Annotated in this window: 18 protein-coding genes; 8 read left to right on the top strand and 10 right to left on the bottom strand. The window is 66.0% G+C overall.

Features of this window, described 5'->3' with window-relative positions; genetic code table 11:
- The first annotated feature begins 214 nt into the window (after positions 1–214).
- From ACVWY5_RS15570 to ACVWY5_RS15585, 4 genes are all read left to right on the top strand, one after another.
- Positions 215–2,716 (top strand): penicillin-binding protein 1A, encoded by a 2,502-nt coding sequence (locus ACVWY5_RS15570; protein WP_028332239.1) that lies wholly within the window; start codon positions 215–217, stop codon positions 2,714–2,716.
- Positions 2,717–2,924: 208 nt separating this feature from the next.
- Positions 2,925–4,056 (top strand): peptide chain release factor 2 gene (gene prfB / locus ACVWY5_RS15575; protein ID WP_152977819.1). Its coding sequence is split into 2 segments (ribosomal slippage): positions 2,925–2,993 and positions 2,995–4,056, totalling 1,131 coding nucleotides; the frame shifts between segments, so codons are not numbered across the junction.
- 3 nt (positions 4,057–4,059) lie between these two features.
- Positions 4,060–4,929 carry an NAD(P)-dependent oxidoreductase gene (locus ACVWY5_RS15580; protein ID WP_028332237.1) on the top strand — a complete coding sequence of 290 codons (870 nt, stop codon included), beginning with the start codon at positions 4,060–4,062 and terminating at the stop codon, positions 4,927–4,929.
- A gap of 83 nt (positions 4,930–5,012) precedes the next feature.
- Entirely contained in the window at positions 5,013–5,948 is a 936-nt protein-coding gene (locus ACVWY5_RS15585; protein WP_028332236.1) for a DMT family transporter, read from the top strand.
- Here ACVWY5_RS15585 and ACVWY5_RS15590 read toward each other — a convergent pair.
- Entirely contained in the window at positions 5,908–8,061 is a 2,154-nt protein-coding gene (locus ACVWY5_RS15590) for a carbamoyltransferase C-terminal domain-containing protein (protein ID WP_028332235.1), read from the bottom strand. The genes ACVWY5_RS15585 and ACVWY5_RS15590 overlap by 41 nt on opposite strands.
- Positions 8,062–8,221: 160 nt before the next feature.
- On the opposite strand from ACVWY5_RS15590, the gene ACVWY5_RS15595 reads away from it, so the two are divergent.
- Entirely contained in the window at positions 8,222–9,457 is a 1,236-nt protein-coding gene (locus ACVWY5_RS15595) for an ABC transporter substrate-binding protein (protein WP_028332234.1), read from the top strand.
- Between the two features lie 193 nt (positions 9,458–9,650).
- On the opposite strand, the gene ACVWY5_RS15600 is transcribed toward ACVWY5_RS15595, so the two are convergent.
- From ACVWY5_RS15600 to ACVWY5_RS15625, 6 genes are all read right to left on the bottom strand, one after another.
- Positions 9,651–10,937, bottom strand: coding sequence for an O-antigen ligase family protein (locus tag ACVWY5_RS15600; RefSeq protein WP_028332233.1), 1,287 nt, complete (start codon positions 10,935–10,937; stop codon positions 9,651–9,653).
- A 6-nt stretch (positions 10,938–10,943) separates the two neighbouring features.
- On the bottom strand, positions 10,944–12,371 hold the full coding sequence (locus ACVWY5_RS15605) for a glycosyltransferase family 4 protein (RefSeq protein WP_028332232.1): 1,428 nt from the start codon (positions 12,369–12,371) through the stop codon (positions 10,944–10,946).
- Positions 12,368–13,108 carry an ABC transporter ATP-binding protein gene (locus tag ACVWY5_RS15610; RefSeq protein WP_028332231.1) on the bottom strand — a complete coding sequence of 247 codons (741 nt, stop codon included), beginning with the start codon at positions 13,106–13,108 and terminating at the stop codon, positions 12,368–12,370. Before ACVWY5_RS15610 ends, ACVWY5_RS15605 begins: the two co-directional genes overlap by 4 nt.
- A 3-nt stretch (positions 13,109–13,111) precedes the next feature.
- Positions 13,112–15,049, bottom strand: a complete 1,938-nt coding sequence (locus tag ACVWY5_RS15615; RefSeq protein ID WP_028332230.1) for a glycosyltransferase — start codon at positions 15,047–15,049, stop codon at positions 13,112–13,114.
- A gap of 17 nt (positions 15,050–15,066) precedes the next feature.
- Entirely contained in the window at positions 15,067–15,279 is a 213-nt protein-coding gene (locus ACVWY5_RS15620; RefSeq protein WP_028332229.1) for a hypothetical protein, read from the bottom strand.
- Between the two features lie 434 nt (positions 15,280–15,713).
- Complete coding sequence (locus tag ACVWY5_RS15625) at positions 15,714–16,145, bottom strand: hypothetical protein (protein ID WP_028332228.1); 432 nt, start codon at positions 16,143–16,145, stop codon at positions 15,714–15,716.
- A gap of 163 nt (positions 16,146–16,308) precedes the next feature.
- Between ACVWY5_RS15625 and ACVWY5_RS15630 the strand changes: the two genes are divergently transcribed.
- Entirely contained in the window at positions 16,309–17,184 is an 876-nt protein-coding gene (locus ACVWY5_RS15630; RefSeq protein WP_028332227.1) for a DUF6502 family protein, read from the top strand.
- On the top strand, positions 17,181–18,428 hold the full coding sequence (locus ACVWY5_RS15635) for a DUF5666 domain-containing protein (protein ID WP_028332226.1): 1,248 nt from the start codon (positions 17,181–17,183) through the stop codon (positions 18,426–18,428). Before ACVWY5_RS15630 ends, ACVWY5_RS15635 begins: the two co-directional genes overlap by 4 nt.
- A gap of 171 nt (positions 18,429–18,599) precedes the next feature.
- Here the strand turns inward: ACVWY5_RS15635 and ACVWY5_RS15640 are convergent, their stop codons facing one another.
- Both ACVWY5_RS15640 and ACVWY5_RS15645 read right to left on the bottom strand, forming a co-directional pair.
- On the bottom strand, positions 18,600–19,955 hold the full coding sequence (locus ACVWY5_RS15640) for a M23 family metallopeptidase (RefSeq protein ID WP_080666947.1): 1,356 nt from the start codon (positions 19,953–19,955) through the stop codon (positions 18,600–18,602).
- Positions 19,956–20,055: 100 nt separating this feature from the next.
- Positions 20,056–20,769, bottom strand: a complete 714-nt coding sequence (locus ACVWY5_RS15645; protein WP_321177260.1) for a peroxiredoxin — start codon at positions 20,767–20,769, stop codon at positions 20,056–20,058.
- Positions 20,770–20,996: 227 nt separating this feature from the next.
- Here ACVWY5_RS15645 and ACVWY5_RS15650 point away from each other — a divergent pair, with 227 nt between their 5' ends.
- Positions 20,997–24,698 (top strand): YhdP family protein, encoded by a 3,702-nt coding sequence (locus ACVWY5_RS15650; protein ID WP_028332222.1) that lies wholly within the window; start codon positions 20,997–20,999, stop codon positions 24,696–24,698.
- Between the two features lie 671 nt (positions 24,699–25,369).
- On the opposite strand, the gene ACVWY5_RS15655 is transcribed toward ACVWY5_RS15650, so the two are convergent.
- Positions 25,370–26,617, bottom strand: a complete 1,248-nt coding sequence (locus tag ACVWY5_RS15655; protein WP_028332221.1) for an MFS transporter — start codon at positions 26,615–26,617, stop codon at positions 25,370–25,372.
- Positions 26,618–26,646 lie beyond the last annotated feature (29 nt).

Here is a 26,646-nt window from a genome sequence, read left to right on the forward strand (position 1 = left end):
GCCGTTGCGCCGAAGCCCTAGTTTGGCCACAGCCGCGACGGTATAGACAATGGACCGCAGGTCCGCAGAATCGACCATATTGTCCGGCGGCTCTTGTATACTCGCGTGCGCAAGGTGGCTCGCTGGGCCCAAGCTTCGTTGTGTGAGGCTTTCGCACTTTTGGACAGGCGCTTCTGACGACTGAGCGCCGGAGGGTAGGAACGGAACGTCGATAATGCGCCTGCTCGTGCGGTTTATGGGTTTCTTGTTCGCCGCCGGAACCGTCGTGTTCCTGGTCGGTGTCGCCGCCGTCGCTGGCGCCATCTGGCATTTCTCCAAGGATCTGCCTGACTACTCGCAGCTGCAGGACTATGAGCCGCCGGTGATGACCCGCGTGCATGCCGCCGACGGCGCGCTGCTCGGCGAATACTCCAAGGAGCGCCGGCTCTATCTGCCGATCCAGGCGGTGCCGAAACTCGTGATCAACGCCTTCCTCGCCGCCGAAGACAAGAACTTCTACGAGCACGGCGGCATCGACTATCAGGGCATGGCGCGCGCCGCGATCCTTTATGCGCAGAACTACGGCTCGAACCGTCGCCCGCAGGGCGCCTCGACCATCACCCAGCAGGTCGCGAAGAACTTCCTGCTCACCAACGAGGTCTCGTTCAGCCGCAAGATCAAGGAGGCCTTGCTGGCGATGCGCATCGAGCGCGCCTATTCCAAGGACCGCATCCTCGAGCTCTATCTGAACGAAATCTATCTCGGCCTCGGTGCGTACGGGATCGCGGCGGCGTCGCTGGTCTATTTCGACAAGTCGGTCAACGAGCTGACGATCGCGGAAGCGTCCTACCTCGCGGCGCTGCCGAAAGCGCCGGCGGCGCTGCATCCGGTGCGCAACCGTGACCGCGCGATCGAGCGCCGTAACTATGTGATCGATCGTCTGCTGGAGAACGGCTGGATCAAGCAGGCCGACGCCGACAAGGCGCGCAAGGACCCCCTCAACGTCACCAGCCGCTCGAACGGCGCGCACATCTTCGCCGGCGAATATTTCGCCGAGGAGGTCCGCCGTGACATCTTCGAGCGTTATGGCGAAAAGAAGCTCTACGAGGGTGGCCTGTCGGTGCGCACCACGCTCGATCCCAAGATCCAGGTGATGGCCCGCAAGACCATGGTCGCGGGTCTCGTCAATTACGACGAGGCGCAGGGCTGGCGCGGGGCGCTGCACAAGCTCGACATTTCCGGTGACTGGGGCGTCAAGCTTGCCGACGTGAAGTCGCTGTCCGACATCTCGCCGTGGCGGATGGCCGTCGTGCTCGAGACCAGCGATCAGTCGGCGCGGATCGGCTTCCAGCCGGGCCGCGAGCTCGGCGGCGCGGTCAGCAAGGAACGGCAGACCGGCATCATCACGATGGACGGTGTGCGCTGGGCCAAGACCAAGGGCAAGGCGCCGAGTGCGGTTTCGCAGGTGCTGCAGCCGGGCGACGTGATCTACGCTGACCCGCTGGTGACCAAGGACGGCAACGCGGTCGAAGGCCAGTATCGCCTGCGGCAATTGCCTGAAGTGTCCGGCGCCATGGTGGCGATGGATCCGTGGACTGGTCGCGTGCTCGCGATGGTCGGCGGCTTCTCGTTCGACCAGAGCCAGTTCAACCGCGCGACGCAGGCCTACCGGCAGCCGGGCTCGTCGTTCAAGCCGATCGTATACTCGTCGGCGCTCGACAACGGCTACACACCGTCGACCACCGTGATCGACGCGCCGATCGAGATCGATCAGGGGCAGGGCGCCGGCGTGTGGCGTCCGGAGAACTATTCGACCGGCAAATATTACGGCCCGACCACGCTGCGCAACGCGCTGCAGCGCTCGCTCAACACCGTCACAGTGCGGCTCGCGCAGGACATCGGCATGCCGCTGGTCGGCGAATACGCCAAGCGCTTCGGCGTCTATGACGAATTGCCGAACTATCTGTCGTATGCGCTCGGTGCCGGCGAGACGACCGTGATGCGCATGGTCACGGCCTATTCGATGTTCGCCAATGGCGGCCGCCGGGTGAAGCCGACGCTGATCGATCGCATCCAGGATCGCTACGGCCACACCATCTTCAAGCACGACACCCGCGAATGCCGCGGCTGCGACGCGCCCGGGGGCTGGAAGAGCCAGCCGGAGCCGCAGCTCGTCGACCGCCGCGAGCAGGTGCTCGACCCGATGACCGCCTATCAGATCACCGAGATGATGGAAGGCGTTGTCCAGCGCGGCACCGCGACCGTCGTGAAGGAGGTCGGCAAGCCGATCGCCGGCAAGACCGGCACCACCAACGACGAGAAGGACGTCTGGTTCGTCGGCTTCTCGCCAGATCTCGCAGTCGGCGTCTACATGGGCTACGACAAGCCGCGCAATCTCGGCCGCGCCGCCACCGGCGGCCACGTCGCCGCGCCGATCGCCCGCGACTTCCTCAAGCTTGCGCTCGCCGACAAGCCGCCGACGCCGTTCAAGGTTCCGGCCGGTATCAAGCTGATCCGCGTCGACGCCAAGACCGGCATGCGCGCCGGCCCCGGCGACGGCGGCAACACCATCCTCGAAGCCTTCAAGCCGGGCACCGCGCCGCCGGAGAACTATTCGGTCATCGGCGTCGCCGATGCCGATGGGCGCGGCCCAGCACCTGGCCCGCAGCCGTCGCAGAATGGGGCCCAGCCCGATGGCGGCTTCTTCATGCGTCCGGGAACCGGGGGGCTTTACTAGCGCGTTTTCAAGCGAAGTGGATACCGGTTCGCGTGAAGAAAACGCGTCAAAACAAAAACCTAGAGCCCCGTTTCGATCCAATCGGAACGGAAACAGCTCGGGCCTCCGGCACGGCCAAATCGCCGGGATATTGCGGCCAAGCCGATTGCGCTTTGCTGCGCCGGTCGCTACATCCCCCGGAACCTTTTTAGCCAACACCTGAAAGACCATGCGCGCGGAAATCGAACGCCTTGTTGAAGAGATCAAGCAGTCAGTCGGGCTGCTGAGGAGGCATCTTTGACGTCGAACAATCGACGGCACGTCTCGCCGAGCTGAACAAGCTCGCTGAAGACTCCAATCTCTGGAACGATCCCCAGAAGGCCCAGCGGCTGATGCAGGAGCGTACCTCGCTGGAGGACGCGCTCTCAGGCATCGGCAAGGTCGAGCGCGAGCTCGAGGACCAGGTCGGCATGATCGAGCTCGGCGAGGCCGAGAACGATGAGGGCGTGGTCGCCGAGGCCGAGAAGGCGCTCAAGGACCTCAAGAAGGAGGTCGCCCGGCGCGAGCTGGAGGCGCTGCTGTCGGGCGAGGCCGACAAGTTCGATTCCTATCTCGAAGTCCATGCCGGCGCCGGCGGCACCGAGAGCCAGGACTGGGCGCAGATGCTGCTGCGCATGTACACGCGCTGGGCGGAGAAGCACGGCTTCAAGATCGAGTTCCTGGAAGAGTCCCAGGGCGAAGAAGCCGGCATCAAGTCCGCCACCATCCAGATCAGCGGCCACAACGCCTATGGCTGGCTGAAGACCGAGGCCGGCGTGCATCGCCTGGTGCGCATCTCGCCGTTCGATTCCAACGCGCGGCGGCACACCTCGTTCTCGTCGGTGCAGATCTTCCCGGTGATCGACGACTCCATCAAGATCGAGATCAAGGAGTCCGATGTCCGCACCGACACCATGCGGTCGGGCGGCGCCGGCGGTCAGCACGTCAACAAGACTGAGTCGGCGGTGCGCCTCACCCATATTCCGACCGGCATCGCGGTGGTCTGCCAGGCCGGCCGCTCCCAGCACAAGAACCGGGCGCAGGCCTGGGACATGCTGCGCGCGCGGCTCTACGAGATCGAGCTGAAGAAGCGCGAGGAGCAGGCCGCTGCCGATCAGGCCGCCAAGACCGATATCGGCTGGGGTCACCAGATCCGCTCCTACGTGCTGCAGCCCTATCAGATGGTGAAGGACCTGCGCACCGGTGTGCAGACCTCCGATACGTCGGGGGTGCTCGATGGCGATCTCGATGAATTCATGGCGGCGACGCTGGCGCAGCGTGCCTTCGGCACCGGGCCCGGCTCCGTCGAGGATGTGGATTAGCCCATGCCGCGCGTCGCTTTCATTGGATTGGGACGCATGGGCCACGGCATGGCCGGCCGTTACCTCGATGCCGGCTTCACGGTCGCGGTGTGGAACCGGAGCAAGGCCAAGGCCGCCGACCTGATCGCCCGCGGCGCGCTGTGGGCGACCTCGCCGGAGGACGCCGCGATCGACGCCGATGCTGTCGTGACCATGGTCGCCGACGACGAGGCCTCGCGCGCGGTCTGGCTGACCAAGGACGGCGCTTCCGCCAACATGAAGGCCGGCACGCTCGCGATCGAATGCTCCACGGTCTCGTACCAGCACACGCTCGAGATGGCGCGCGAGCTCAACAGCCGCGGCCTGATCTACATCGATTGTCCGGTCACCGGCCTGCCGGAGGCGGCGGCCGCCGGCAAGCTGACGCTGCTGGTGGGGGCCGATCCGGCCGATCTGGAACGCGCGCAGCCTTATCTCGCGCCGATCGGCAGCACGATCCGGCATTTCGGCCCGGTCGGCACCGGCACCGTGTTCAAGCTGATCAACAACCTGATCGGCGCGGTGCAGATCGCAAGCCTCGCCGAGGGCGTCGCGATCGCCGAGCAGGCCGGCCTTGACATGCAACTGGTGGCCGAGGCGCTGGCGACCGGCGCGGTGGCAAGCCCGCAGGTGATCCGCCACTCCAAGCGGATGATCGACCGCAACTTCTCCGGCGCATCGTTCACCGCGGCGCTGCGCCACAAGGACGCCGATTACGCCGTGCGGCTCGCCGAGACCTTGCTGCCCGGCGTACCCGTTAGCCGCGCCGCGCTCGCCGCCTACGACAAGGCGAAGGCCCATGCGCCCGACGCCGACGAGGGCCAGATGATCGAGATCGTGTCGCGGCCGAAATAGGCGGGCCGCCATTCTCGGAAATCGGGTGGGAATATTCGCGGCGCTGCCCTAGTCACCTGTCCGACTGCAGGTGAGTGCCCGACATGCCTTCCGCCGACAACCGCATCGATCGCCGCGACTGGGGGCTGCTTATCCTGCTGTCGGTACTCTGGGGCGGCTCGTTCTTCTTCAACGGCGTGATCCTGCGCGAATTGCCGCCGCTGACCCTGGTGCTGCTGCGCGTCGCGCTCGGCACGATCATCCTGCTGCCGCTGCTGCGGGCCGCCGGAATCGAATTCCCGCGCGGCCTGTCCGGCTGGGTCCCGTTCGCCGCGATGGGGCTGTTCAACAATGTGCTGCCGTTCGCGCTGATCGTGTTCGGGCAGACCTATATTCCGAGCGGGCTGGCTTCGATCCTCAATGCGACGACGCCGCTGTTCGCGGTGGTCGTGATGGCGGCGGCCGGCGAGGAGCGGCTGCAGGCGCGGCGCGTGGCGGGCGTCCTGGTCGGGCTGATCGGGGTTGCGATCCTGCACGGCGATGCGCTCGGTTTCGACAGCCGGCAGGGCATCGGCATCCTGCTGTGCCTCGCTGGCGCCTTCAGCTACGGCCTTGCGGCGCTGATCGGGCGGCGGCTGCCGCAGCGGGTGCCGCCGCTGGGGACCGCGACGTTCCAGATGATCGCCTCGGCGGTGCTGATGGCGCCCATCGCCGCCGTCGTCGAACGGCCGTGGCTGTTGCCGATGCCGCATCCGGCGACATGGCTCGCCGTGCTCGGGCTCGCGGCGCTGTCGACGGCGCTGGCCTATATCGTGTTTTTCCAGATCCTGCAGCGCTCCGGCGCGACCAATGTGATGCTGGTGACGCTGCTGATTCCGGTCACCGCGCTGCTGCTCGGATATCTCGTGCTCGGCGAGCCGATCGCGCTGCGCGAGGTGATCGGCGCACTGGTGATCGCGAGCGCGCTGCTGCTGATCGACGGCCGCGTGCTGGCCTGGTTCAGCCGCGCGCCTGCTTCCACGCCGCATACCATCCGCTGAAGCGTCCGCTGTCGCGCTCGCCGCCGTGCCAGGCGGCATGGGCGGTGCCGTCGTCCGCGACCAGCACCACGGCATCTAGCCCCTTGGAGCGGCGCAGCGTGTCCATCGCCTGCGCCGGCGTCTGCGCGATCGGCCCTGCGACGTTGAACGAGGTGTTGACCGACATCTCGACGCCGATATGGCGGCCGAGCGCCTTCAGATAGGCATGGGTGAGGGGATCGTCCGCCTCGCGTACGATCTGGATGCGGCCGGTGCCGTCGGCATGCACCACCGCCGGAATCTTCGCGCGCGCCTCGGGCTTCGAATGCGCCGTGAGCACCATGTAGTTATAGGCGTTGTAGTCGGCATCGGAGGCGCCGTCTTCCAGCTCGAAATAGTCGAGCGCGGCCTCTAGCGTCGCCATCGGCGCCAGTGGCCGGATCGCCTCGCGATACTTGACGCGCTCGTTGAGCCGCTCGCGCACCTCGGGATCGCAGGGATTGGCGAGGATCGAGCGATGGCCGAGCGCGCGCGGGCCGGTTTCAGCGGCGCCCTGATAGATCGCGATCACGCCGCCTTGCGCGACCATGGATGCCATCAGGTCGGCAACCGCGTCGCGCCCTTCTGACGTCGCCACATTGCCGATCTCGGTCGAGGCGATGTCGTCGGCTTGCAACGCCGCGGTGATGTCGGCGTTCGAGGGCGGCAGGCCGCAATAGAATGCGTGCGACAGCGGCGCGCCGCGCGGCGCGCCCGCCATATGCGCGAACAGCCAGGCGGCGCCGATCGGCACGCCGGGATCGCCGGGCACCGGCGGCACCCACATATGCAGTCGCGTCTTGCGCTGCTGCGCCCGCTCAAACCACGCCTCGTCGAAATGCTCGAGCAGACGCATGTTGCCGAGCGCGTTCAGCGCGACGCCTCCGGTCAGCACCAGGCGGTCGGTGCCGGTGGTGCGCAGGAGATGGTCGATGACGTGGATCATCGCGTCCTCGAACACCAGTTGCGTCGCGGCTGCCTTATCGACGCGGTCCTTGGTGTCGGGGCGGTGATTGATGTCCTCGACGCGCAACACGGCGTCGGGATTCCAGAGCTGGTCAGGGCGCAGCGGCGGACCGAGAATGTCAATCAGCGGCTGATGATAGGGATCGTCGGCGGGATCGGCGTACCAATTGGCCATCGCGCGATTGAGCTGCACGCTGCCATTGGGCCCGAGCTGCAGCACCGCCTTCAGGCGCGAATAATACGGATTGGTGGCGCGGTTCATGTCGCCCCAGGCGGCGGCGCCCATGTAGCGGCCCTCGCTGGAGAGCCAGGTCCAGCCGCCCTGGCTCGACGAGATCACGGTGTAGAAGGCGCCGAGCGAGTCGAACAGGCTCTCATTGCAATAGAGCTGCTTCATCTCGCCATTCTCGGCGACATAGAGCGAGATCGAGCCGACGTCGCCGGTGCCGTCGAGCACCGCGATCGCGACCCGTTCGCGCGTATCGGCGAACGGAGAGGCCGTGAACGAGTACCAGGCGTGATTGTCGTGGTGCGGCATGCAGATCAGCGGCAATTGCTTGTCGAGCCCGTACATCCTGCCGAGCCGGCGCGACAGCCGCCGCACCTGATCCAGCTGGCGCAGATTGATTGCCGGAGCGATCGGGGCGCGCAGCAATTTGAGGCTGGCCGGCGCTTCCTCGAGCGAGGTGCGGATCAGCATCGCCAGCAGCGCCGGATAGTCCCATGTCGTGACGAAGGCGGCGATGTCGCCGACATCGCGGCCCATCCGCTGCAACACCTTGCGCATGTCGTCGAGTGCGTATTGCGGGAACTCGTTGGTGTGCTTGTTGCCGGAGAAGCGCTCTTCCTCGTTGTTGACGATCAGGCGCGGTCCGTCCTTCCGGGTGATCTCGACCAGCGCGACGCCGGTGTTGTGCGTGCCGGGGCAGGCGAGGCCTGCGATATAGACGGTCTCGCCGCGCTGCAGCTTCTCGCGGATCGAGGCGATCGTGCGCTGCGCGAACGCGCCATTGGCCTTGTGCAGGCCACGCTTCGCCAACGCAGACTCGCTGAGGCGGCGCGTGATCTCATAGCCCGCGGCCGCAAGATGCGGATGCCGCGGACCGGTACGGATGTCCGGCTTACGCAATCAGAACGCCTCGACTCGTGATCCCCAGATCGACCTTCAATCATAAATAGCGCCAGGCAACAATGCCGTTTCGCCCAACGGAAAAACCCAACGCTTGCCAGCACATGCGTCTCTTGCGAGACTTGCCGCCAAAACCAACGACAAAAATCGGGAGAAAACGATGCCGGCTCGTTTCGGATATATTGGCGCAATCGCGGCGTTCGCAAGTGCCGCACTGATCGCGACCTCGGCCACCGCGCAGAAGAAATACGATCCCGGCGCGAGTGATGGCGAAATCAAGATCGGCAACATCATGCCATACAGCGGCCCCGCGTCGTCCTATGGGGTGATCGGCAAGACCGAGGCCGCGTTCTTCAAGATGATCAACGAGCAGGGCGGCATCAACGGCCGCAAGATCAACTTCATCAGCTACGACGACGCCTATTCGCCGCCAAAGGCGATCGAGCAGGCGCGCAAGCTGGTCGAGAGCGACGAGGTGCTGCTGATCTTCCAGCCGCTCGGCACGCCGTCCAATTCGGCAATCATGAAATACATGAATGCCAAGAAGGTGCCGCAATTGTTCGTCGCCTCCGGAGGCACCAAGTTCGGCGACCCCAAGAACTTCCCCTGGACGATGGGCTTTCAGCCCAACTACCAGAGCGAGGGCCGCATCTACGCAAAGTACATTCGCGACAAATTCCCCGACAGTAAGATCGCGGTGTTCTGGCAGAATGACGATGCCGGCAAGGATCAGTTCAAGGGCCTGAAGGACGGGCTCGGCGACAAGGTCGGCATGATCATCGCCGACAAGTCGTACGAGGTCTCCGATCCCTCGATCGATTCGCAGATCGTCGCGCTGCACGATTCCGGCGCCGACATCTTCTTCTCCTGGGCGGCGCCGAAGGGATCGGCGCAGGCGATCCGGAAAGTGGGCGAGCTCGGCTGGAAGCCGAAATTCTTCCTCGCCAACACCGCGACCTCGGTCGCCTCGGTGCTGAAACCGGCCGGACTCGAGTTCTCCAAGAGCATCATCTCGACCGCCTATCTGAAGGACCCGACCGATCCGACCTGGGACAAGGATCCGGCGGTGCAAAACTGGCGCGCCTTCATGGACAAGTATTACCCCGACGGCGACAAGGCCAACGCCAACAACCTCTATGGCTATGTCCAGGCCGAGGCGATGATGCAGGTGCTGAAGCAGTGCGGCGACAATCTCACGCGCGAGAACGTGATGAAGCAGGCCGCCAGCCTGAAGAACTTCCACTCCGACCTGATGCTGCCGGGCGTCATGGTCAACACCTCCCCCGACGACTACTTCCCGATCGAGCAGATGCAGCTGATGCGCTTCAACGGCGAGGCATGGGAGCTGTTCGGCGACGTGATCACCGGCGAGGTCGGGCACGAAGCGTCGCGGTAGGCGGTCGGTTGTTAGAACGGCGTTGCCAGCGCCGCAAACACCGCCGTCGTCCGGGCGAAAGCCGGGACCCATACTCCGCGGCGGACGTTGTTGAAGGGACTCGTCGTTTCAGCGACGCGCAATAACAAGAGCTTGGGGGAATGGGTCCCGGCCTTCGCCGGGACGACACTGAACGCGTGGCGCGATCAGTGAGTCACACATCCGCATTTTCCGGCCGGCGGGCGCGGAGCGCCATGCCGCCGGCGACGCCGACACCGATCACGTACATCCAGCCTTCGTGAAAATCGGACAGATGCGAATTGAGCAGCGAGCTTGTGATGTTCTGCACGACCACGGCGAGTCCGATCCAGCTCACGAGATCGCGGCCGGCGAACAGCCTGACGTGGCTGATCCACATCGCGTAGAGCAGCAGGATGCCGATCAGCCCCCACTGGACCCCGACATTAAGGGTCTGGTTGTGCGGGTTGTTGATCACCTCGGCCTCAAGGCCGGCTTGTCCGACGGCATCCTGTGTGAACATGTGCCTGATCGAGCCGGTGCCGTGGCCGAGCCACGGCGCCTCGCCGATGAACTTCACGGACTTCCGCCAGTAGGTCAGGCGCTGCGCCGTGGAAGCGATGCCTGACGTATCGTGCGCCCGATACTCGATACTGACATTGGCGATGCGCTGGCGCAGGTATGGGGACGTGGTCCAGACCACGAGGCTGGTGACCGCGACGACGGCGAACAGCAGCCGGGTGGCGCGCCGCGACAAATGCAACGAGGCGAACAGGATCAACAGCACCGGCATGTAGACCAGCGCGGTCCGGGCCGAGACGACATAGAGCATGTTGGCGACGAACAGCAGCATCAGCGCGATGGTGCCGGCCGCGAAGCGCCATTGCCGGGCCCGCAGCGCGGTCAATGCCGGCAGCGCCAGCGCGAACGCGCAGAGCGCGAACTCCTGGCTCTGGTCGAGGTAGTTCTTGACCGGCACGCCGTCGGAGGCGGTGTGCGCGAGCTTGAGCTGCGGCAGCGCCGGCACGATCCAGGACAGGATCATCAGCACCGTGCAGGACACCAGGAAGGCCAAGAACACCCAGAGCCCGCCCTGCGAGCGCTGGAAATAGCCGAGCAGGAACGGGAGCAGCAGCAGCTTGCTGAGCGGCTTGATGCCCTGCAGCCGTTCGACCCAGCTCGTCTCCGACCACGCTTGGCCCATCACCGCGAGTGCGACCAGCGCGATCGGCAACGCAAAGGCCGGTTGCGCCAGGTCGAGAATGAACTGCTCCCAGTCGATGGTCGGGATCACGGCGACAAGCCACAGCAGCATGAAAACGGCGAGTGCCGTGGTCGACCAGGGTAGCGACGCCGCGGCCAAGGCGATCAGGGTATCGGTGGCGCGGACATAGGGGACTGAGCCGGACCAGGTGCGGACGCGATCGCACCATCGTGCTGGCGGTTCGATTGCGAGACCAATTGCGTCGGAATCGGTGCTCATGACCGGTCACACGCCGTGCGCGGTTGCACCGTTGAAGGTCGCCATCGCGGCGGCGAGCGCCGCGGCGGCGGCCGCGACGTCCGGGGCAGCCCGATGCGACAGCAGGTCGCGCGCCTGGGTGTGGTGGCCGAAGCGCTCGGCCAACTCGGCCCGCCGCGCACGGATCCGGTCGCGCCATTGCTCCTGCTGCGCCAGCACGCGCCGCACGGAGGCGCAGATCGAGTCGGTCGAGAACGGATCGAAATAGTCGGCAAGCTCGCCCGCGACCTCGCGGAACACGGCAATATCGGAGCACAGCACGGGGGTATTGGCCGCGAATGCCTCGATGATCGGGACGCCAAAGCCTTCGGCGAGGCTCGGCATGATCAGGCCGTGCGCGCCCGCGATCAGTGCCGCCTTCTCGTGCTCGTCGACATAGCCGGAGAAGCGGACGTTCTTCGGCAGGTTGCGCGCCTGGTTGGCGCCGCCGGCATAGCCGATCACGACGAGATCGGCCTCCGGCAGCTTGCGGAAGGCGCGGATGACGGCCGCGAGGTTCTTGCGGGGCTCGTTCGAGACGATGACGACGAAGCTCGGCCGTGCCGGGATGGCGGTTGGCACCGGCGCAAGCGGCGCTTCCGCGACGTCGAAACGGGTCCGCGGATAGACCACTCGCGCCGGAATATGCGCATATTGCGGGAGCAGGGCGCGGAAGCGGTTCATGCTGTAGTTCGAGACGAAGGCGAGCTCGTCAGCCTGGTTCACGCTGGTGAAAAGGCGCGACAGGAACAGGCGTGTCGCGATGTCATCCAGCTTGAGATCGGTGATCGGCAACAGGTCGTGCACGACGCAAATCACCTTTGCGCCCGGGCGGCGCTGGATCGCAACCCGGGTCGGGGTGTCGATGAGAATGACGTCATAGTCGCGCGCATCGACCCGCGGCGGCGGCAACCGCGTCAGGGCCGACGTGTCCTGATAGCTGTAGAAGCCGGGCTCGAGCAAAAAATCGCCGAACAACTCGAGATGGCGCAAATCGGTCGGAATGTATTCGAGGCCCTCGGTCCGGTTCTCGATCAGCTTGACGCTGGTCGGCAGCAGATGAATCGAGCGCAGTAAGGCGATGATGAATTCGAGCGAGGTCGCCGCGTTGAGCTTGTGCTTGAACCAGTCGACGGTGCGGCGCAGGCCGCCGCGCATGATCGGCGAGTTCATGTCGGTTTCATCGAGGTAACGATAGAGCGCGAGCAGCTCGATCAGCCGTGAGTCCTCGGGCAGCAGGCGCGTCCGCTGCTGCCTGCGGCGCAGCTTCCGGTACCGGCGCGTGGTCTCCACGACGAGGGTCAGAGCATGGCCGTCGCCGGCCAGCGAGCGGATCAATTCACGGGTGAAATGGAAGATGCCGCGCTTGTGGTTGGGCTCGCCAAGCGCCTCGCTGACGACCAGGATCTTTGTCATGCGCTGATTTCTCTGAGCTCGAGGTGATGCGGGGCGGGCGCATCCAGCGCGACGGTGCTGGCGATGCGGCCGTGATCGAGATTGATGATGCTGTTGCAGGTCCGGCGCAGCAGGGCGTGGTCGTGCGAGGCGATGATCACGATTGCCGCGGTCTCGACCATCTTGCGCAGCCGCTGCTCGGCCTTGGCCGAGAAATTCTCGTCGACCACGCTGAGCCACTCGTCGAGCAGCAGGATGTCGGCGGGAAACGCCGTCGCGGTTGCGAACAGCACGCGCATCAGCATGCCCGACGAGAACATGCGCAGCGGCAGCCGTCGCATGCGCTCCTCCAGTTCCGTGAACGCCCAGATCTCGTCCAGGACCGCCGGCGTCGGCTTGCGTCCCGAGATCCGCAGCAGCAGGCTGATATTGTCGGCGGCGACGAAATCGAGATTGACGCCGGCGCCGAGGCCGAGCAGCGGCACGATGTTGCCGGAGATCTCGACGCGGCCGCTGGTCGCCGGGAACACGCCGGCGATCAGCCGCAGCAGAGTGGACTTGCCGGAGCCGTTCGGGCCGGCGAGGCCGATGCGTGCGCCGGCTTTCGCCTCGATCGAGATGTCATCGACCGCGCGGATGGTCCGCATCTCGCTGGTCTGGCGGAACAGGCGGCCGAGCAGGCGGCGCTTCAGCGAGAAGTCGTAGGCGCCGTACAGCGGATAATCGAGGCAGACGTCGTGGAGGTGGATGATTGCCATTCCCTAGATCCAGAATGCCGCTTTGCGCAGATGGGTCATGGTGACGATCGCGGCGACCGCGAGCGCGGCGAGGCAGGCCAGCACGTAGATCACGCTTGCCGTTGCGACATGACCGGTCGCCAGCGGGTCGCGCCAGATCGCGAACAAATGCGTCAGCGGATTGAGCCGCATCACGGTCGAGCCGCGATCGATCATCTCGGATGTCCAGATGATCGGCGAGGCCAGGAAGGCCAGCGTCAGCGAGGACTCGATGATCGGTTTGATGTCGCGGTAACGCGTCGCCAGCGCGCCGAGCACGAGGCTCAGGCCCAGCGTGCAGACCACGAACAGGGCGAGGCCGGGGAGGGCGGCGATGGCGCCGCCGACATCGCGCGGCGTCAGCACGAGCCACAGGAGCAGCGGCACGACCGCGTTATGGGCGGCGAACAGTGCCTGCCGGAAGGTACATTGCAGCAGAAAGATCACAGGGGGCAGCGCGCGATCCTTGATCAGGCTGGCCGAGCCCTGCAGCGCCGTGGTGGCGTCGAGCACCACGCTGTTGAGGAAGGTCCAGGCGGTGAGGCTCGCCGCCAGCATCGGCAGCCGCGCCACCGCGCTGGCGTTGGAGAGATGGCCGATGACCGAGCCGAGCACGGCCACCATGATCGCCATCTGGATCGACATCCAGAAGGGTCCAAGGAGGGAGCGGACGTAGCGATGACGCACGTCGGACCAGGCCAGTGTTGCCGCGATCTGGATTGCGCCGACGAAACCGGCCGTTCGGGGACGCGGGGCTGGGGCTGACGACCCCGCGTCCCTTGCGGCGGCCTCTTCGGTAACGACCTTGCGATACACCGTCTCGACTCCCTCCTTGAAGGCTGCGGTTGAGTATTTCGTCATCGCGCGATGGCGCGCGGCCTGACCCATGCGGCGGCGTCGCTCGGGATCGTTGATCAGCGTCTCGATGGCGTCGGCGAGCGCGGTGGGATCGCCGGGCGGCACCGTGATGGCCTCGAGGCCGTCGCGGGCGACATGCGGAACGCCGGTGTCGAGCGCGGTGTTGACGACGGGCCGGCTTGCAGCCATCGCCTCAAGCTGCGCCAGCCCGAAGGTCTCCGCATTGGTCACCGACGGCATCACGAACACGTCGGCGATGCGCATCAGCTTGACGCGCTCGCTTTCGGACACCGAGCCGAGCAGGCGGACGCGATCCTGCAAGCCGTAGTCGCGGATCAGTTGCTCGAGGTTGTCGCGCTCGCGGCCCTCGCCGACGATCCAGACCTCGAAATTACGGGCGTGCGCGGCGCGCACCAGCACGTCAAAACCCTTGTAGGGCACGAGGCGTCCGCAGGCGAGCACGAGACGGCCGCGGGCGTTGACGTCGTCGGCCTGGGCGGCCGGCCGGTCATATTTGGCGACATCGACGCCGAACGGAACGGCGTGGCATTTGTCGGAGAATTCCTGCAGCAGCGGCGTGGTTTCGATCAGCACCGGATCGGAGACGATGATCGCGGCGGCCCGGCGCAGCGTTCGCCGCATCATCGGCTCGACGAGGAAGCGCAAGGCCGCGTGCGAGACGATGTCGGCGTGCCAGTGCACGACCAGCGGGCAGGTGCGGCCGAGCCCGAATGCGAAGACGAGATCGGCGAGCGGAAAGGGGGCGTGCAGCGCCAGCAGATCGTGCTCGGCGATGCGGCGCCACAGCCGCCACGGATAGGTCGGCGCCGCCGGCAGCGACAGCACGTCGCCGAACGAGTGCACGCGCTCGACCGCAACGTCGTTGACCACGATCTGCCGCTCGCCGCCGGAGCGCGAGCAGACCAGCACGGCGGCGTTGAACGTGTCCTTCAGTCCGGCGCAGATATCGCGGATCACCGTCAGCGTGCCGCCGAACAGGTCGGGATAGTAGACCTTGAAGATGTGGAGCACCGACGGACGCCGGGCCTGCTCGTTGACGATCATGGGTGGCTCGATCCGGATCATGCGACGAACAGGGCGACGATGAATGGCAGCGCCAGCGCGGCGGCGAACACCAGCGAGCGCAGCAGCGCCGGAAACACCGGCTCGATCGGGCCGCAAGGCGCCTGCGGCGTGAAACAGAATGGCGCCTGCGGCGTGAAACGGAGTGCGGTGGCGGCGAACCGACCGGGTTCGTGAAACGAACAGGATTCGCGGGCCGAACGAAGCGACATTGGGTCGGATTCCCTTCTGGATGAATTCTGGATACGTGGGAAAATTTCACACGTCAATCGCGTCGAACTAAAATGTGGGATTATGTTCCACGTATGGCGGTGGATAACTTTTCTGGGAGACAAGAATCGGAACGCATGACGGTGCGATCGCGCCGCGACGGCACGAGCGAGCGAATGCGGGAGTTTCTAAGCGCCGTGAGCCAACTTGTGGGTCGAGCAACGGCCTCCGCTTCACCTCGCCCCGCGTGCGGGGAGAGGTCGGAACGCATCGTCAGATGCGTTCCGGGTGAGGGGGAGTCTCCGCGAGCTCAGCTATCACGGCAGATGCAGAGACAGCCCCTCACCCCAACCCTCTCCCCGTAAGAACGGGGAGAGGGAGCGCAGCACCATTGCGCTCGCCATTCGACCGAATCTCATCTTGCTCTAGCGGAGCGTCAGGCCGGCTCGGCGGTGCTGCGTTCGACCGGCTGCAACTGGCGCCTGATCGCGGCGATGTCGAAATGAATCCGCTCGGGCAGCATTGCCGCTGCCGGGCGCTGCAGATCCTGCTCGATCACGACGCGCTTGCCGCCGTCGGAGGTCAGCGCAATCGAGATCGATTGCGCGCGGGGCTCGGCGCGGAGGCCGGCATGCGCGCGGCAGGCATATTCGCCGGCGCGCAGGCCGCCGAAACCGAAGGCGAGCAGGCGGCCGTAGATATAGAGCGCGAGCAGGTCGGTTTCGTCGAAGCGGCGCGGCGATCCGGGCGCAACGCCCGGCAGACAGGGATAGCCGCCCGCCATCACCGTCGACACGAACTCCTCAAAGGGAACCTGGGCGATCCGGCAGGCTTCCGCGATCGCAAGGTCGAATCGGGCAGACGTCATGGAGCGGTCCGTGGCGATGGCGGCAGTGCCGGACTCCGTGACACCCGCTGGCGAGCACGCGAGCTGTGTCCGGGAGGTGATTTTGTTTCTCATACGTGGGAAAATGTCACACGTCAAGTAAGGTGGGATTGTGTCCCACGGCGCGTGCGGCTAAAAGTTAGGCATGAATGCCAAGGCCCCGAAGTCGAAGGTGGGATCGTCCGCGCCGATCGCCGCAGCGAAGCTGCACGCGCCGCTGGCGCGCATGCTGCGCCCGCTGGTGCGGCTCTGCATCCGCGGCGGCATGACGTTCCCGGCGCTGACCCAGCTGCTGCGCGAGCTCTATGTCAACGTCGCCGAGCACGACTTCGCGCTCGAGGGCAAGGAGCAGACCGACAGCCGCGTCAGCCTGCTGACCGGCATCCACCGCAAGGAGGTGGCGCGGCTGCGCGGCGCCGGGGCGCCGGTCAATGCGGTGCCGGCGACGCTGTCGCGCACCAGCGCGATCATCGCGCGCTGGCTGGCGGCGCCCGAGTTCACCGATGCCAAGGGAGATCCACTGCCGTTGCCGCGGACCGCCGACGGCGGCGCGCCGTCGTTCGAGACGCTGGTCGAATCGATCACCAAGGATGTGCGGCCGCGCGCGGTGCTGGACGAATGGCTCGACCGCAAGCTCGTCACCATCAATGACGACGACGAGATCATGCTGGTCGAGGAGGCCTTCGTGCCGCATGGCGACGACGATCGCAAATGGCACTATCTCGGCCGCAACCTGCACGACCATGTCGCGGCCGCCGAGCTCAACGTGTCCTCGGCCGCGCCGCGCTTCCTCGAACGCGCGGTGCATTACGACGGGCTGTCGGCGAAGCTGGCGAAACGGCTCGAGGGGCGCTCGCGCGAGCTGGCGATGGAGGCGCTCAAGGTCGCCAACCGCGAGGCCAACCGCGCCTTGGCGAAGGACAAGGGCGGCGACTATCGCTGGAATTTCGGCATCTACATCTACCGCGAGGGGCCGGATGGTCCGGTGGATGACGATGCCGACGAAGGCGGTGCAGCGTGAAGCGCCCGCCGATCATTTCGCGCCGCGCGCTGCTTGTCGGCTTCTGGCTCGCCGGAACGTCGCTCGCGGGCGCGCAGGTCAAGAAGCGCGGCAACGATCAGGGCATCGGCGGCACCGGCATCACCGGTTCCGATCAGGGCATCGGTGGCACCGGCATCGTCGGGGTGATCCAGCGGTTCGGCTCGATCTATGTCAATGGCGAGCGCGTCGCCTATGCACCCGACGTGCCGGTCAGAATCGACGGCGAGGCGGCGAGCGCCAAGGCGCTACGGATCGGACAGCTGGCGCGCGTGGTGGCGCGGCGCGATGCCGGCGGCACGCTGTCGACCAAACGCATCGATGTGACTAGCGAGGTGACCGGGCCGGTCGAGCAAGTGAAGCCGGGCGGGCTGACAGTGCTCGGCCAGACGGTCGCCTGGACCGGGCGCGAGAGCTGGCTGAAGGTGGGCGCGCATGTCGCCGTGTTCGGTCTGCGTCGCACCGACGGCGTCGTCGTCGCAAGTCTGGTGCAGGAGCGCCATGACGCCGCCGCGCGTGTCGCAGGGCCGCTCGAGCGTGACCGTGCCGGCGTCTTGCGGATCGGCGAGCTCAAGCTCGCCGGCGTCGATGCGGCGCTGGCCGGTCAGCGCGTGCAGGCCGAGGGACATGTCGCGCAGGGCGTGATGCAGGTGTCGCGCAGCCGCGCCGACGACTTCTCCGATCTCGCCGGCGCGAACCGGCTGCTGATCGAGGCCTATGTGCGGCGGGTCGGCAACGGCCTGCAGCTCGGCTCTGGTTTCGTTGCGCGCGACCATTCGCGGTTTTCGCCGGCGGCCGATACGCGCGTCGTCGTCAACGCGCAGTTGTCGGGCCCGCGCGAACTGCGCGTCGAATCGGTGCAGTCGGTCGGCAAGTTCCCGGGCTCGTCGGTGAAGAGCCCGGGCACGCCGGGCCGTGGCCCCGGCGGCGGCGGATCCGGACCCGGGCATGGAGCGGGACCCGGCGGGCCGGGCGGCCGCAGTGCGCCTGGTGGCGGCGGTCCAGGTGGCGGCCCCAGCGGAGCGCCGTCCGGCATGCCGGGCGGCAGCCCGCCAGGCGGCGGGCCTGCGCCCGATCCGCTGAGCGGTGGAACGACCGGCCCCGGCGGCTTCGGCCCACCCGGCGGACCGTTCGGCCCTGGCGGCGGTGGCGGTGGTCCGTTCGGGCCCGGCGGCGGATTCGGGGGTGGCGGACCGCCCGGCGGCATGGGCGGCGGCCGCCGCTGAAACCACAAACGCGATCGGCGCAAGCGAGACTGCTTGCGCCGATGTTCAGATCGATCGTTGTGCGATTGAGCTAGAGCATGATCCGGAAAAGTGCGAAGCGGTTTTCCGAAAAGATCATGATCAAACAAAGAGCTAAAGCGCGATGACGATTCGACCCAATCTCATTGCGCTTTAGCCGGCGCTGAGCCGGACGCCGGCGCGGAGGAATTTCTGCGGGTCGACCGCTTCGCCGTCGATGCGGGTCTCGTAATGCAGATGCGGTCCGGTGGAGCGGCCGGTCGAGCCGACGGCGCCGATCACCTGGCCGATCTTGACGTATTCACCGACCTTGACGCCGATCTCGGAGAGATGGCCGTAGCGGGTCGAGAGCCCGTTGCCGTGATCGACCTCGACCATGCGGCCATAGCCGCCGGCCCAGCCCGCCGACACCACCTTGCCGTTGGCCGTGACACGCACCGGATCGCCTTGCGCGGCGCGGAAGTCGAGGCCGGTGTGCATTGCCGGCCGGCCAAGGAAGGGATCGGAGCGCACGCCGAAGCCGCTGGTGAACTCGACTTCACCGACCACGGGCTTGCGGTAAGGCACCAGCGCCAGCGTCTGGTTCAGTCGCTGCATCTGTGCCCGGTTGATGTTGATGCGATAGAGCTGGCGTTCGAACGCGCCGGCGTCGGCAGAGAGTTTCACGGGGACAAAGGGTCCACCCATGCCGGAGCGCGGCGTCGCCGCCTCGAGCTGCGCCATGTTGAGGCCGAGATCGGAGATCACGCCGCGCATCCGGCGCACCTTGGAATCGATGCTGTCCTCGACCGAGGCGAGCGCGGCAACCTGGCGTCGCTCGACCTGGTCAAGCGAGGTCTGCAGGCGGACCAGCACGTTGTCGACGCCCTGGGCCTTCGCGAACTGGTTCGGCTGCGTCTTGGCGATCAGCGGCGCGCGCGATTCCAGCCGTGCCTCGCGATCCGGCGGCGCCACGAAGATCACGGTGTCGCTGATCGGGGAGGGTTTCAGCGTACCTGAGGACGGCGCCGCCTCGGCGCGGCCCTGCGGCTTGATTGATCCGGTGGTCGTAACATCAGGCATCGCGCCGAGTGCGGTGGCGCGCGATTCCAGCGTCGACTGCCGCTTCATGATCTGGTCGAGCTTCTGGTCGAACTGCTCCTGGTCGAGCAGCTGGCGGCTGGTGGTGCGGTCGACCTTGGCGCGCAACTCCGAGATGCGGTCCTCATAGGCGTATTGCATCTCGGCCTGGCGCGCGATCAGCCGGGTCAGCACGTCGTCACGGAACGCGAAATAGGTCGCGGTCGCCGCCGACCACATGCCGAGCAGCACCACGGTGCCGACGATGATCCAGAACACCACCGGCCCGAACCGGACCTGCTTGCCGGCATGGACCAGGGTATAGCCCTCGCCGGAGGCCGCCACCGCCGCGGCGGCAGGTGCGGGGTGATGGGCTGCCGGACGGCGCGCCGGCGTCCGGCCATGGTCCTGCGGATGATGGTGTTTGTGGTGACCGGACCGGCTCGACATCGGCACTCCCGCGGCCGGTCGGACCAAGCTCCGGACGGCTTATTTGCGGGGCCGATTTGAGCCCGTCATGGTTAATTTTCAGGAAACGGAACCCGTCCCGTCAGAGCGCCCGGGCCGCCTCCAATACCATTTCGGCGTGGCCATCGACCTTCACATGACGCCAGATGCGGGCGACCTTTCCACTGGAATCGACCAGAACCGTCGTGCGAATAATTCCCATGAAGGTCCTGCCATACATGGATTTTTCGCCCCAGGCGCCATACGCCTCCAGCATCTGGTGGGCCGGATCGGAGACCAGCGGCACCGAGAGCTGGTGTTTGTTTCGAAATGACTCCTGCGCCTTAACCGTGTCGGCGGAAATGCCGACCACTTCGGTCCCTGCAGCGGCGAACGCGCTTTTGAGCCGGGTGAAATCGATCGCCTCCCTGGTGCAGCCGGGGGTGTCGGCGCGGGGGTAGAAGAACAGCACCAGCTTCTTGCCGGCAAAATCCTTCAGCGAAACGCTGTCCCCGCCGTCGCGCGGCAGGTTGAAGGTCGGTGCAGTGACGCCCTCGGCAAGTGTGACGGCGGACGAACTGGTCACGGTTGCGGCCGGCTCTCGCTTTAACGGTTTGGATGCCGCCTTGTGCGAGGCTTTGCTTCGAACACCCGCTGCGGTCGCCCTGGTCGTTTTCTTGGCCGCTGCCTTCTTCGCAACCGCTGTGCGGGTTTTCGTCGCGGACTTCCCAGTGCTTGCGCTTGCGGCGCGCGCAACCTTTGTTGCGACCCGCTTCCCGGTTGTGTTGGAGGATTTCTTGCGCGTTTTCTTGGACATACGCCTTCCTTTCGTCGCTTTCCGAAGCTCAACCATTGGGGTATTGCGGTCTTATTGGCGGCGGCCGGATTCGCACCGGCCGCTGGGCAAGTTTGATGGCCACGGAGTATGGTGACAAGGAATTCGACGCGTGACCCGTCCGCTTGCTGAATTGGCTTTTGATTGGTTGGTTTGGTCCGCTCTGGGGGCCATCGGCGAGTAACATGATTAGGCGAGGATAGGCGGCGATGCCGGCACAGGAGCGCTCGATACGTATCGACGGGCGCCCCGATGGCGGCGATCAGCTTCGCCGTCAGCACCGAGAGGCAATGGCAAGGAACACGTCGCCGCAGGGTCCAAATCCGCGCGCCGGGGCTGACTTCTCGCAATGGGAAGACGACGGTGCGTGGGACGAGCAGGATGAGGCGGCGGGCAACCGTGCGCGGCAATTGCTGGCGCGTTCCAACACCAACTTGCATCGCTTCACCGATTTCTGCTCCGGCATGCAGCGCTGGCTGAATGGCGAGCGCTGGATCCGTCGCATCGGACTGGTCCTCGTGGTGCTGGTCGCGATGTTCGCGACCTGCTTCGGCGGGCTGTGGTGGCGGCTCGGCGCCGGCCCGATCAATCTCGACATGGCGACGCCGTGGCTCGCCGCGGCGATCGAGGAGAATATCGGCCACGGCAATACGGTCGAGGTCGGCGGAACGCAGATCGAGCGCGCCGGCCGCGTCAGGATCGCGGTGCGCATCCGCGACATCATCGTCCGCGACCGCGACCATGCGGTGGTTGCGAGCGCGCCGAAGGCCGAAGTGCGCCTGTCGGGAACCGCGCTCTTGATGGGCCAGTTGCGGGCCGAGAGCCTCAATCTCGTCGATGCGGAACTGTCGGTGCGCATCACGCCCGACGGCAATGTCACCGTGTCCGCCGGCGACACCGCAAAACCGCTGGCCACCGGCGTTGCCTCCAAGCGGGAGGCGGGGATGCCGCCGACATTCCCGCGTCCGACACCCACAGCACCACCGCCGCCGGTTACCTCGCCGCCAGCTGCCGCCGAGCCCTCGGCGTCGCCCGATTCGGCCCAGAGCGGGCTACTCGCCGGTCTCGACTGGCTCGACAGCCTCAGTATGACCGGGCTCGACGGGCAGAACCTCAACGAGATCGGCCTGAAGAACGGCAATCTTGTCGTCGACGATCAGCAGCGCGGCAACAAATGGAGCTTTGAGAACATCAGCCTCAGCCTGCGGCGCCCGAGCGGCGGCGGCGTTGCGCTCAGCTTCGGCGAGGAGGGCGCAAAACCCTGGTCGGTGCGCGTGCTGGTCGGACCACAGCAGAATGGCGTGCGCTCGGTCGACATCAAGGCCGACAAGGTTTCCACCCGGAACATCCTGCTCGCGCTCCGGACCAAGGATCTGACCTACACCGCCGACCTGCCGCTGTCGGGCGAGATGAAGGGCGAACTCGGCCGCGACGGCCTGCCGACCTACTTCCGCGGCAAGATCAATGTCGGCGCCGGCAACATCATCGACACCGACACGCCCGACTACCCGATGCCGATCGATTCCGCCGAGATGAGCGTGGAATGGGATTCGGGGCGGCGCGTGCTGCTGGCACCGATCAAGATCATCTCGGGCGCCAACCGCATCACGCTGCTCGGCCATCTCGAGCCGCCGAACGACAACGTCACCGACTGGCAGGCCGGCCTGTCGGGCGGCACCATCGTGCTGGCAGACGCCGACAAGAACGAACCGCCGTTGATCTTCAATCGCATCAACATCGGCTTCCGGTTCGACACCGACAAGAAGCGCGTGCTGCTGACCCAGGCCGACATCTCCAATGGCGAGATCGGCGTCGCCGGAACCGGCAGCATCGACTATTCCGGCGAGCCGCGGCTGCAGCTCGGATTCGCCGGCACGCCGATGTCGGCCTCGGCCCTGAAACGGATGTGGCCGATCATCATCGTGCCCGAGGTGCGCGAATGGGTGCTCGAGCGGATCGACCGCGGCACGCTCCAGCGTATCGATGTCGGCGTCAATTCGCCGGTGCACAACCTGTCGCGCAAGGGACCGCCGATCCCGGATGACGGCCTCTCGGTCAACATTGTCGCCTCGGGTGTCACGGTGCGTCCGGTGGATCAGATGCCCGCGGTGCATGACGCGGATCTGAAGGCCAGAGTGACCGGCCGCACCGCGACCGTGACCATCAACCAGGGCATTGCGGACACGCCGGCGGGCCGCAAAATCACGCTGTCGGACTTCACCTTCGAGGTGCCGGACATGGCGCCGAAGCCATCGCCGTCCAAGGTCAAGTTCCGGGTCGACTGTCCGGTGCCGGCCGCCGCCGAAATCCTCGCGTCCGACCGGCTCAGCGATCTCTCCGGTCCGCCGATCGATCCCAACGCCAGCAAGGGCAACGTCACCGCGACGATCAATCTCGGCATGCCCGTGAAGGGCGAGCTGACCAAGGCCGATACGCTCTACTCCGTCACCGCCGACATATCCGGTGTTGCCGTCGACAAGCTGGTGATGAACCAGAAGCTCGAAGCCAACACGCTGAAGGTGATCGCCAGCAATGCCGGCTTCCAGGTCAAGGGCGACGTCAAGATCAACGGGCAGGCGGCCTCGCTCGACTACCGCAAGCCGGCCGAGGGCGATGCCGACGTCAAGCTGCAGGCGACGCTGGACGATGCGAGCCGCGCGCGCCTCGGGCTTGATCTCGGTCCCGCGGTCTCGGGCGCGATCCCGATCAAGCTGAGCGGCAAGATCGGCAGCGGCGACAACCCCACCACCAAGATGGGCGTCGAAGCCGACCTGACCCAGCTCAAGCTCGACAACATCCTGCCGGGCTGGGTCAAGGCGCAGGGCCGGGCCGGCAAGGCGACCTTCAACGTGGTGCCGAAGGGGCAATCGACCAGGTTCGAGGACATCTCGATCGACGGCGCCGGCGTGTCGATCAAGGGCGCGCTCGAGGTCGACCAGAACGGCGACCTCATGAATGCCTACTTCCCGACCTACGCGCCGTCGGAAGGCGACAAGACATCGCTGCGGGCCGATCGCGGTCCCGACGGCGTGATCAAGGTGACGATGCGCGGCGACGTGTTCGACGGCCGCGGCTTCCTGAAGTCGGCGATCTCCGGCCGCGACGGCGATCCCAAGAGCAAGACCAGGACCACCGATTTCGATGTCGATCTGAAACTCGGCGCGGTCGCAGGATTCAACGGCGAAGCGCTGCGCAGCGTCGACGCCAAGGTCTCGCGCCGCAACGGGTTCTTCAAGGCGTTCACGCTGAGCGGCAAGGTCGGCCGCGACACCCCCGTCACGGTCGATATGCGCGGACGCCAGCAGGGCCGCGAGGTGATCTATCTGCAGACCAGCGACGCCGGTGCGTTCCTGCGCTTCATCGACACCTATTCGAAGGTGGTCGGCGGCCAGCTTACGCTCGCGATGGAGCCGCCGATCCCCGAGCCGAGCCCAAGGGAGGGGCTCATCAATATTACCGGATTCTCGGTGAAGGGCGAAACCCAGCTCGATCGCGCCGTTGCCGGCGGGCCGGTCAGCACCCAGAACGGCATCGGGTTCGACGCGCTGCGCGCCGAATTCACGCGCCAGAGCGGGCAGCTGTCGATCCGCAACGGTGTGGTCAAGGGACCGACCATCGGCGCGACGATCGAAGGCAGCATCGACTATATCGGCAACCAGGTGCGGATGAACGGCACCTTCATTCCGATGTACGGGTTGAACAACATGTTCGGCCAGATTCCGTTCTTCGGGATTTTCCTCGGCGCCGGCAGCAATGAAGGCCTGATCGGCGTGACGTATGAAGTGGTCGGCACGCCGAGCCAGCCGGTGCTGCGCGTCAATCCGATCTCCGCGCTGGCGCCCGGCCTGACGCGCAAGATCTTCGAGTTCAAGCAGTACGGCCCGAACGATCTGCCGACGACGAACAACTAGAACGCTCGCTTATCGACGCCTGCTTTCAAGGTCGGTCGAGATCGCGCGCTGACGCGCGGCGGCGGGTTCCTCTCCGCATTCATCCGAGGCTGCGACCAAGTCCGAGCGACCTGCCGTCCGGATGACGTTCGCGCAGGAACCTTGCCCTGTCTGGGATGTTGGAGAGCAATTCAACAACTCAGGAGGAACTCTCATGAGAACCCTGTTATTGGCTGGTGTACTGGCGGTCGCCGGTTTCGCTATGGCCACGCCGATCTCCATTGCACCCGCGTCAGCTCAGGTTGCCGTTGATACTCCGCTCGGCGGCGTAAGAGTGGGCCCGGAGCCCCGTTACTACCGAGACTACGATCGACCCGCTTATCGCGCCTACGGGTATGATCGCGGATATCGCGGATGCCGCACCGTCACGATCGAGCGTGACGACGGATCGGTCCGGAGAGTTCGTCGCTGCGGCTAGCAGTACCGGACCAGAGGATCGACTTCCGGGCTAAGGCCGCTCGAGTCGGTTCTCGCAATCAAGGAATTGGAGCCATCGACTAGGGCCGCCGCTGTTGGCGGCCTGTTTCATTTCGCGAATGCCGCCGGTCGGCCCAAAGGCGTTGGCCCAAGGCCGGCATGCGTTCATGTCGGATTCCACATCGCCTCCGCAGGGCAAGCGGACGCGTCCGAGCTCACCGCCGCAGCGCCGGCACCACCAGGAACGGGATCAGGCCGAGCACCACATTGACCAGCGCGAAGGCGATCAGCGGATTGTAGCTGTGGGTCCAGTCGTGGATCAGGCCGCCGCCCCATGAGCCAAGGCCGGAGCCGAGGCCGCTGCCGATCATGATCGTGCCGTAGATCGTGCCGACGCGCTCGCCGCGGAAGATCTTCAGCGCGGTCGCGGTGATCAGCGGGCCGCGCGAGCCGATCATGCTGCCGAAGCAGATGATGAAGCCGGTCAACAGCCAGTAGTTCGGATACCATTGCAGCAGCCAGAGCAGGATGATGCCGAGGATCGAGACGCCGTAGCTGAACAATACCGACGGCCGGCGGCCGATGATGCCGTCGAGGGTGGACACGCCGAGCATGCCGACGAACAGCGCGACGCCGGAGAAGCCCCAGGCGGTTGCCGCCTGCAGCGGCGGGAAGCCGACATCGATCAGATAGGCGACGATCTGCGCGGTCAGCGCATACATCGCGATCGCGGTGAAGAAGAAGGTGGAGAACAGCGCCCAGAAGGCGTGGTGGCGCATCGCGCTGAGCAGCGTCCAGCCTTCGTCGGCCAAGCTGCTTTCCGCCTTCCTGACGATATGCGGCGATCCGCCGGCGAGCAGCCGCCACGGCAGAAAGACCAGCGGAACAAGCAGGCAGAGCGCGCCGATGCCGAACACCTGATAGGCCTCGCGCCAGCCGATCCGGTCGATCAGAACTTGCGACAGTGGCAACAGCAGCAACAGGCCGGCGCCGGTCGCCGAATACATCACGGCCATCGCGGTCGGCAGGCGTGGTCCGAACCAGCGGCCGAGCAGGATCGAATTCGACACATTGCCGATCAGCGCGGTGCCGAAACCGACGCAGAGGCCGACGCTGAGCTGGAATTGCCAGAGCGCTTGTGCGCGCGAGGCGACGAGGAAGGCGCAACCGAGCAGCGAGAGGCCGAGCGCATAGACCACGCGCGGACCCGAGCGGTCGAACAGGCGTCCGACCAGTGGCGCGGTCAGACCGCTGGCGAGCCAGGTCAGCGAGTAGACCGACACTACAGCGGCGCGATCCCAGCCGAAATTTTCCGAGATCGGTTTCAGGAAAACGGTGAAGCTGTCGCTAAGGCCGCGCCCAAGCACCGACAGCACGAAGCAGAGCGCGAGCACGTTCAGCGCGATGCGGGACTGCTTCGCCGGCGTGGCAAGCGTGTCGTCCGGAGGCGTGGTCTGGTCCATCGGAAAGATGGGAGCGCGCTTTCCGCACT

This window comes from Bradyrhizobium sp. USDA 3256 (assembly GCF_054058275.1).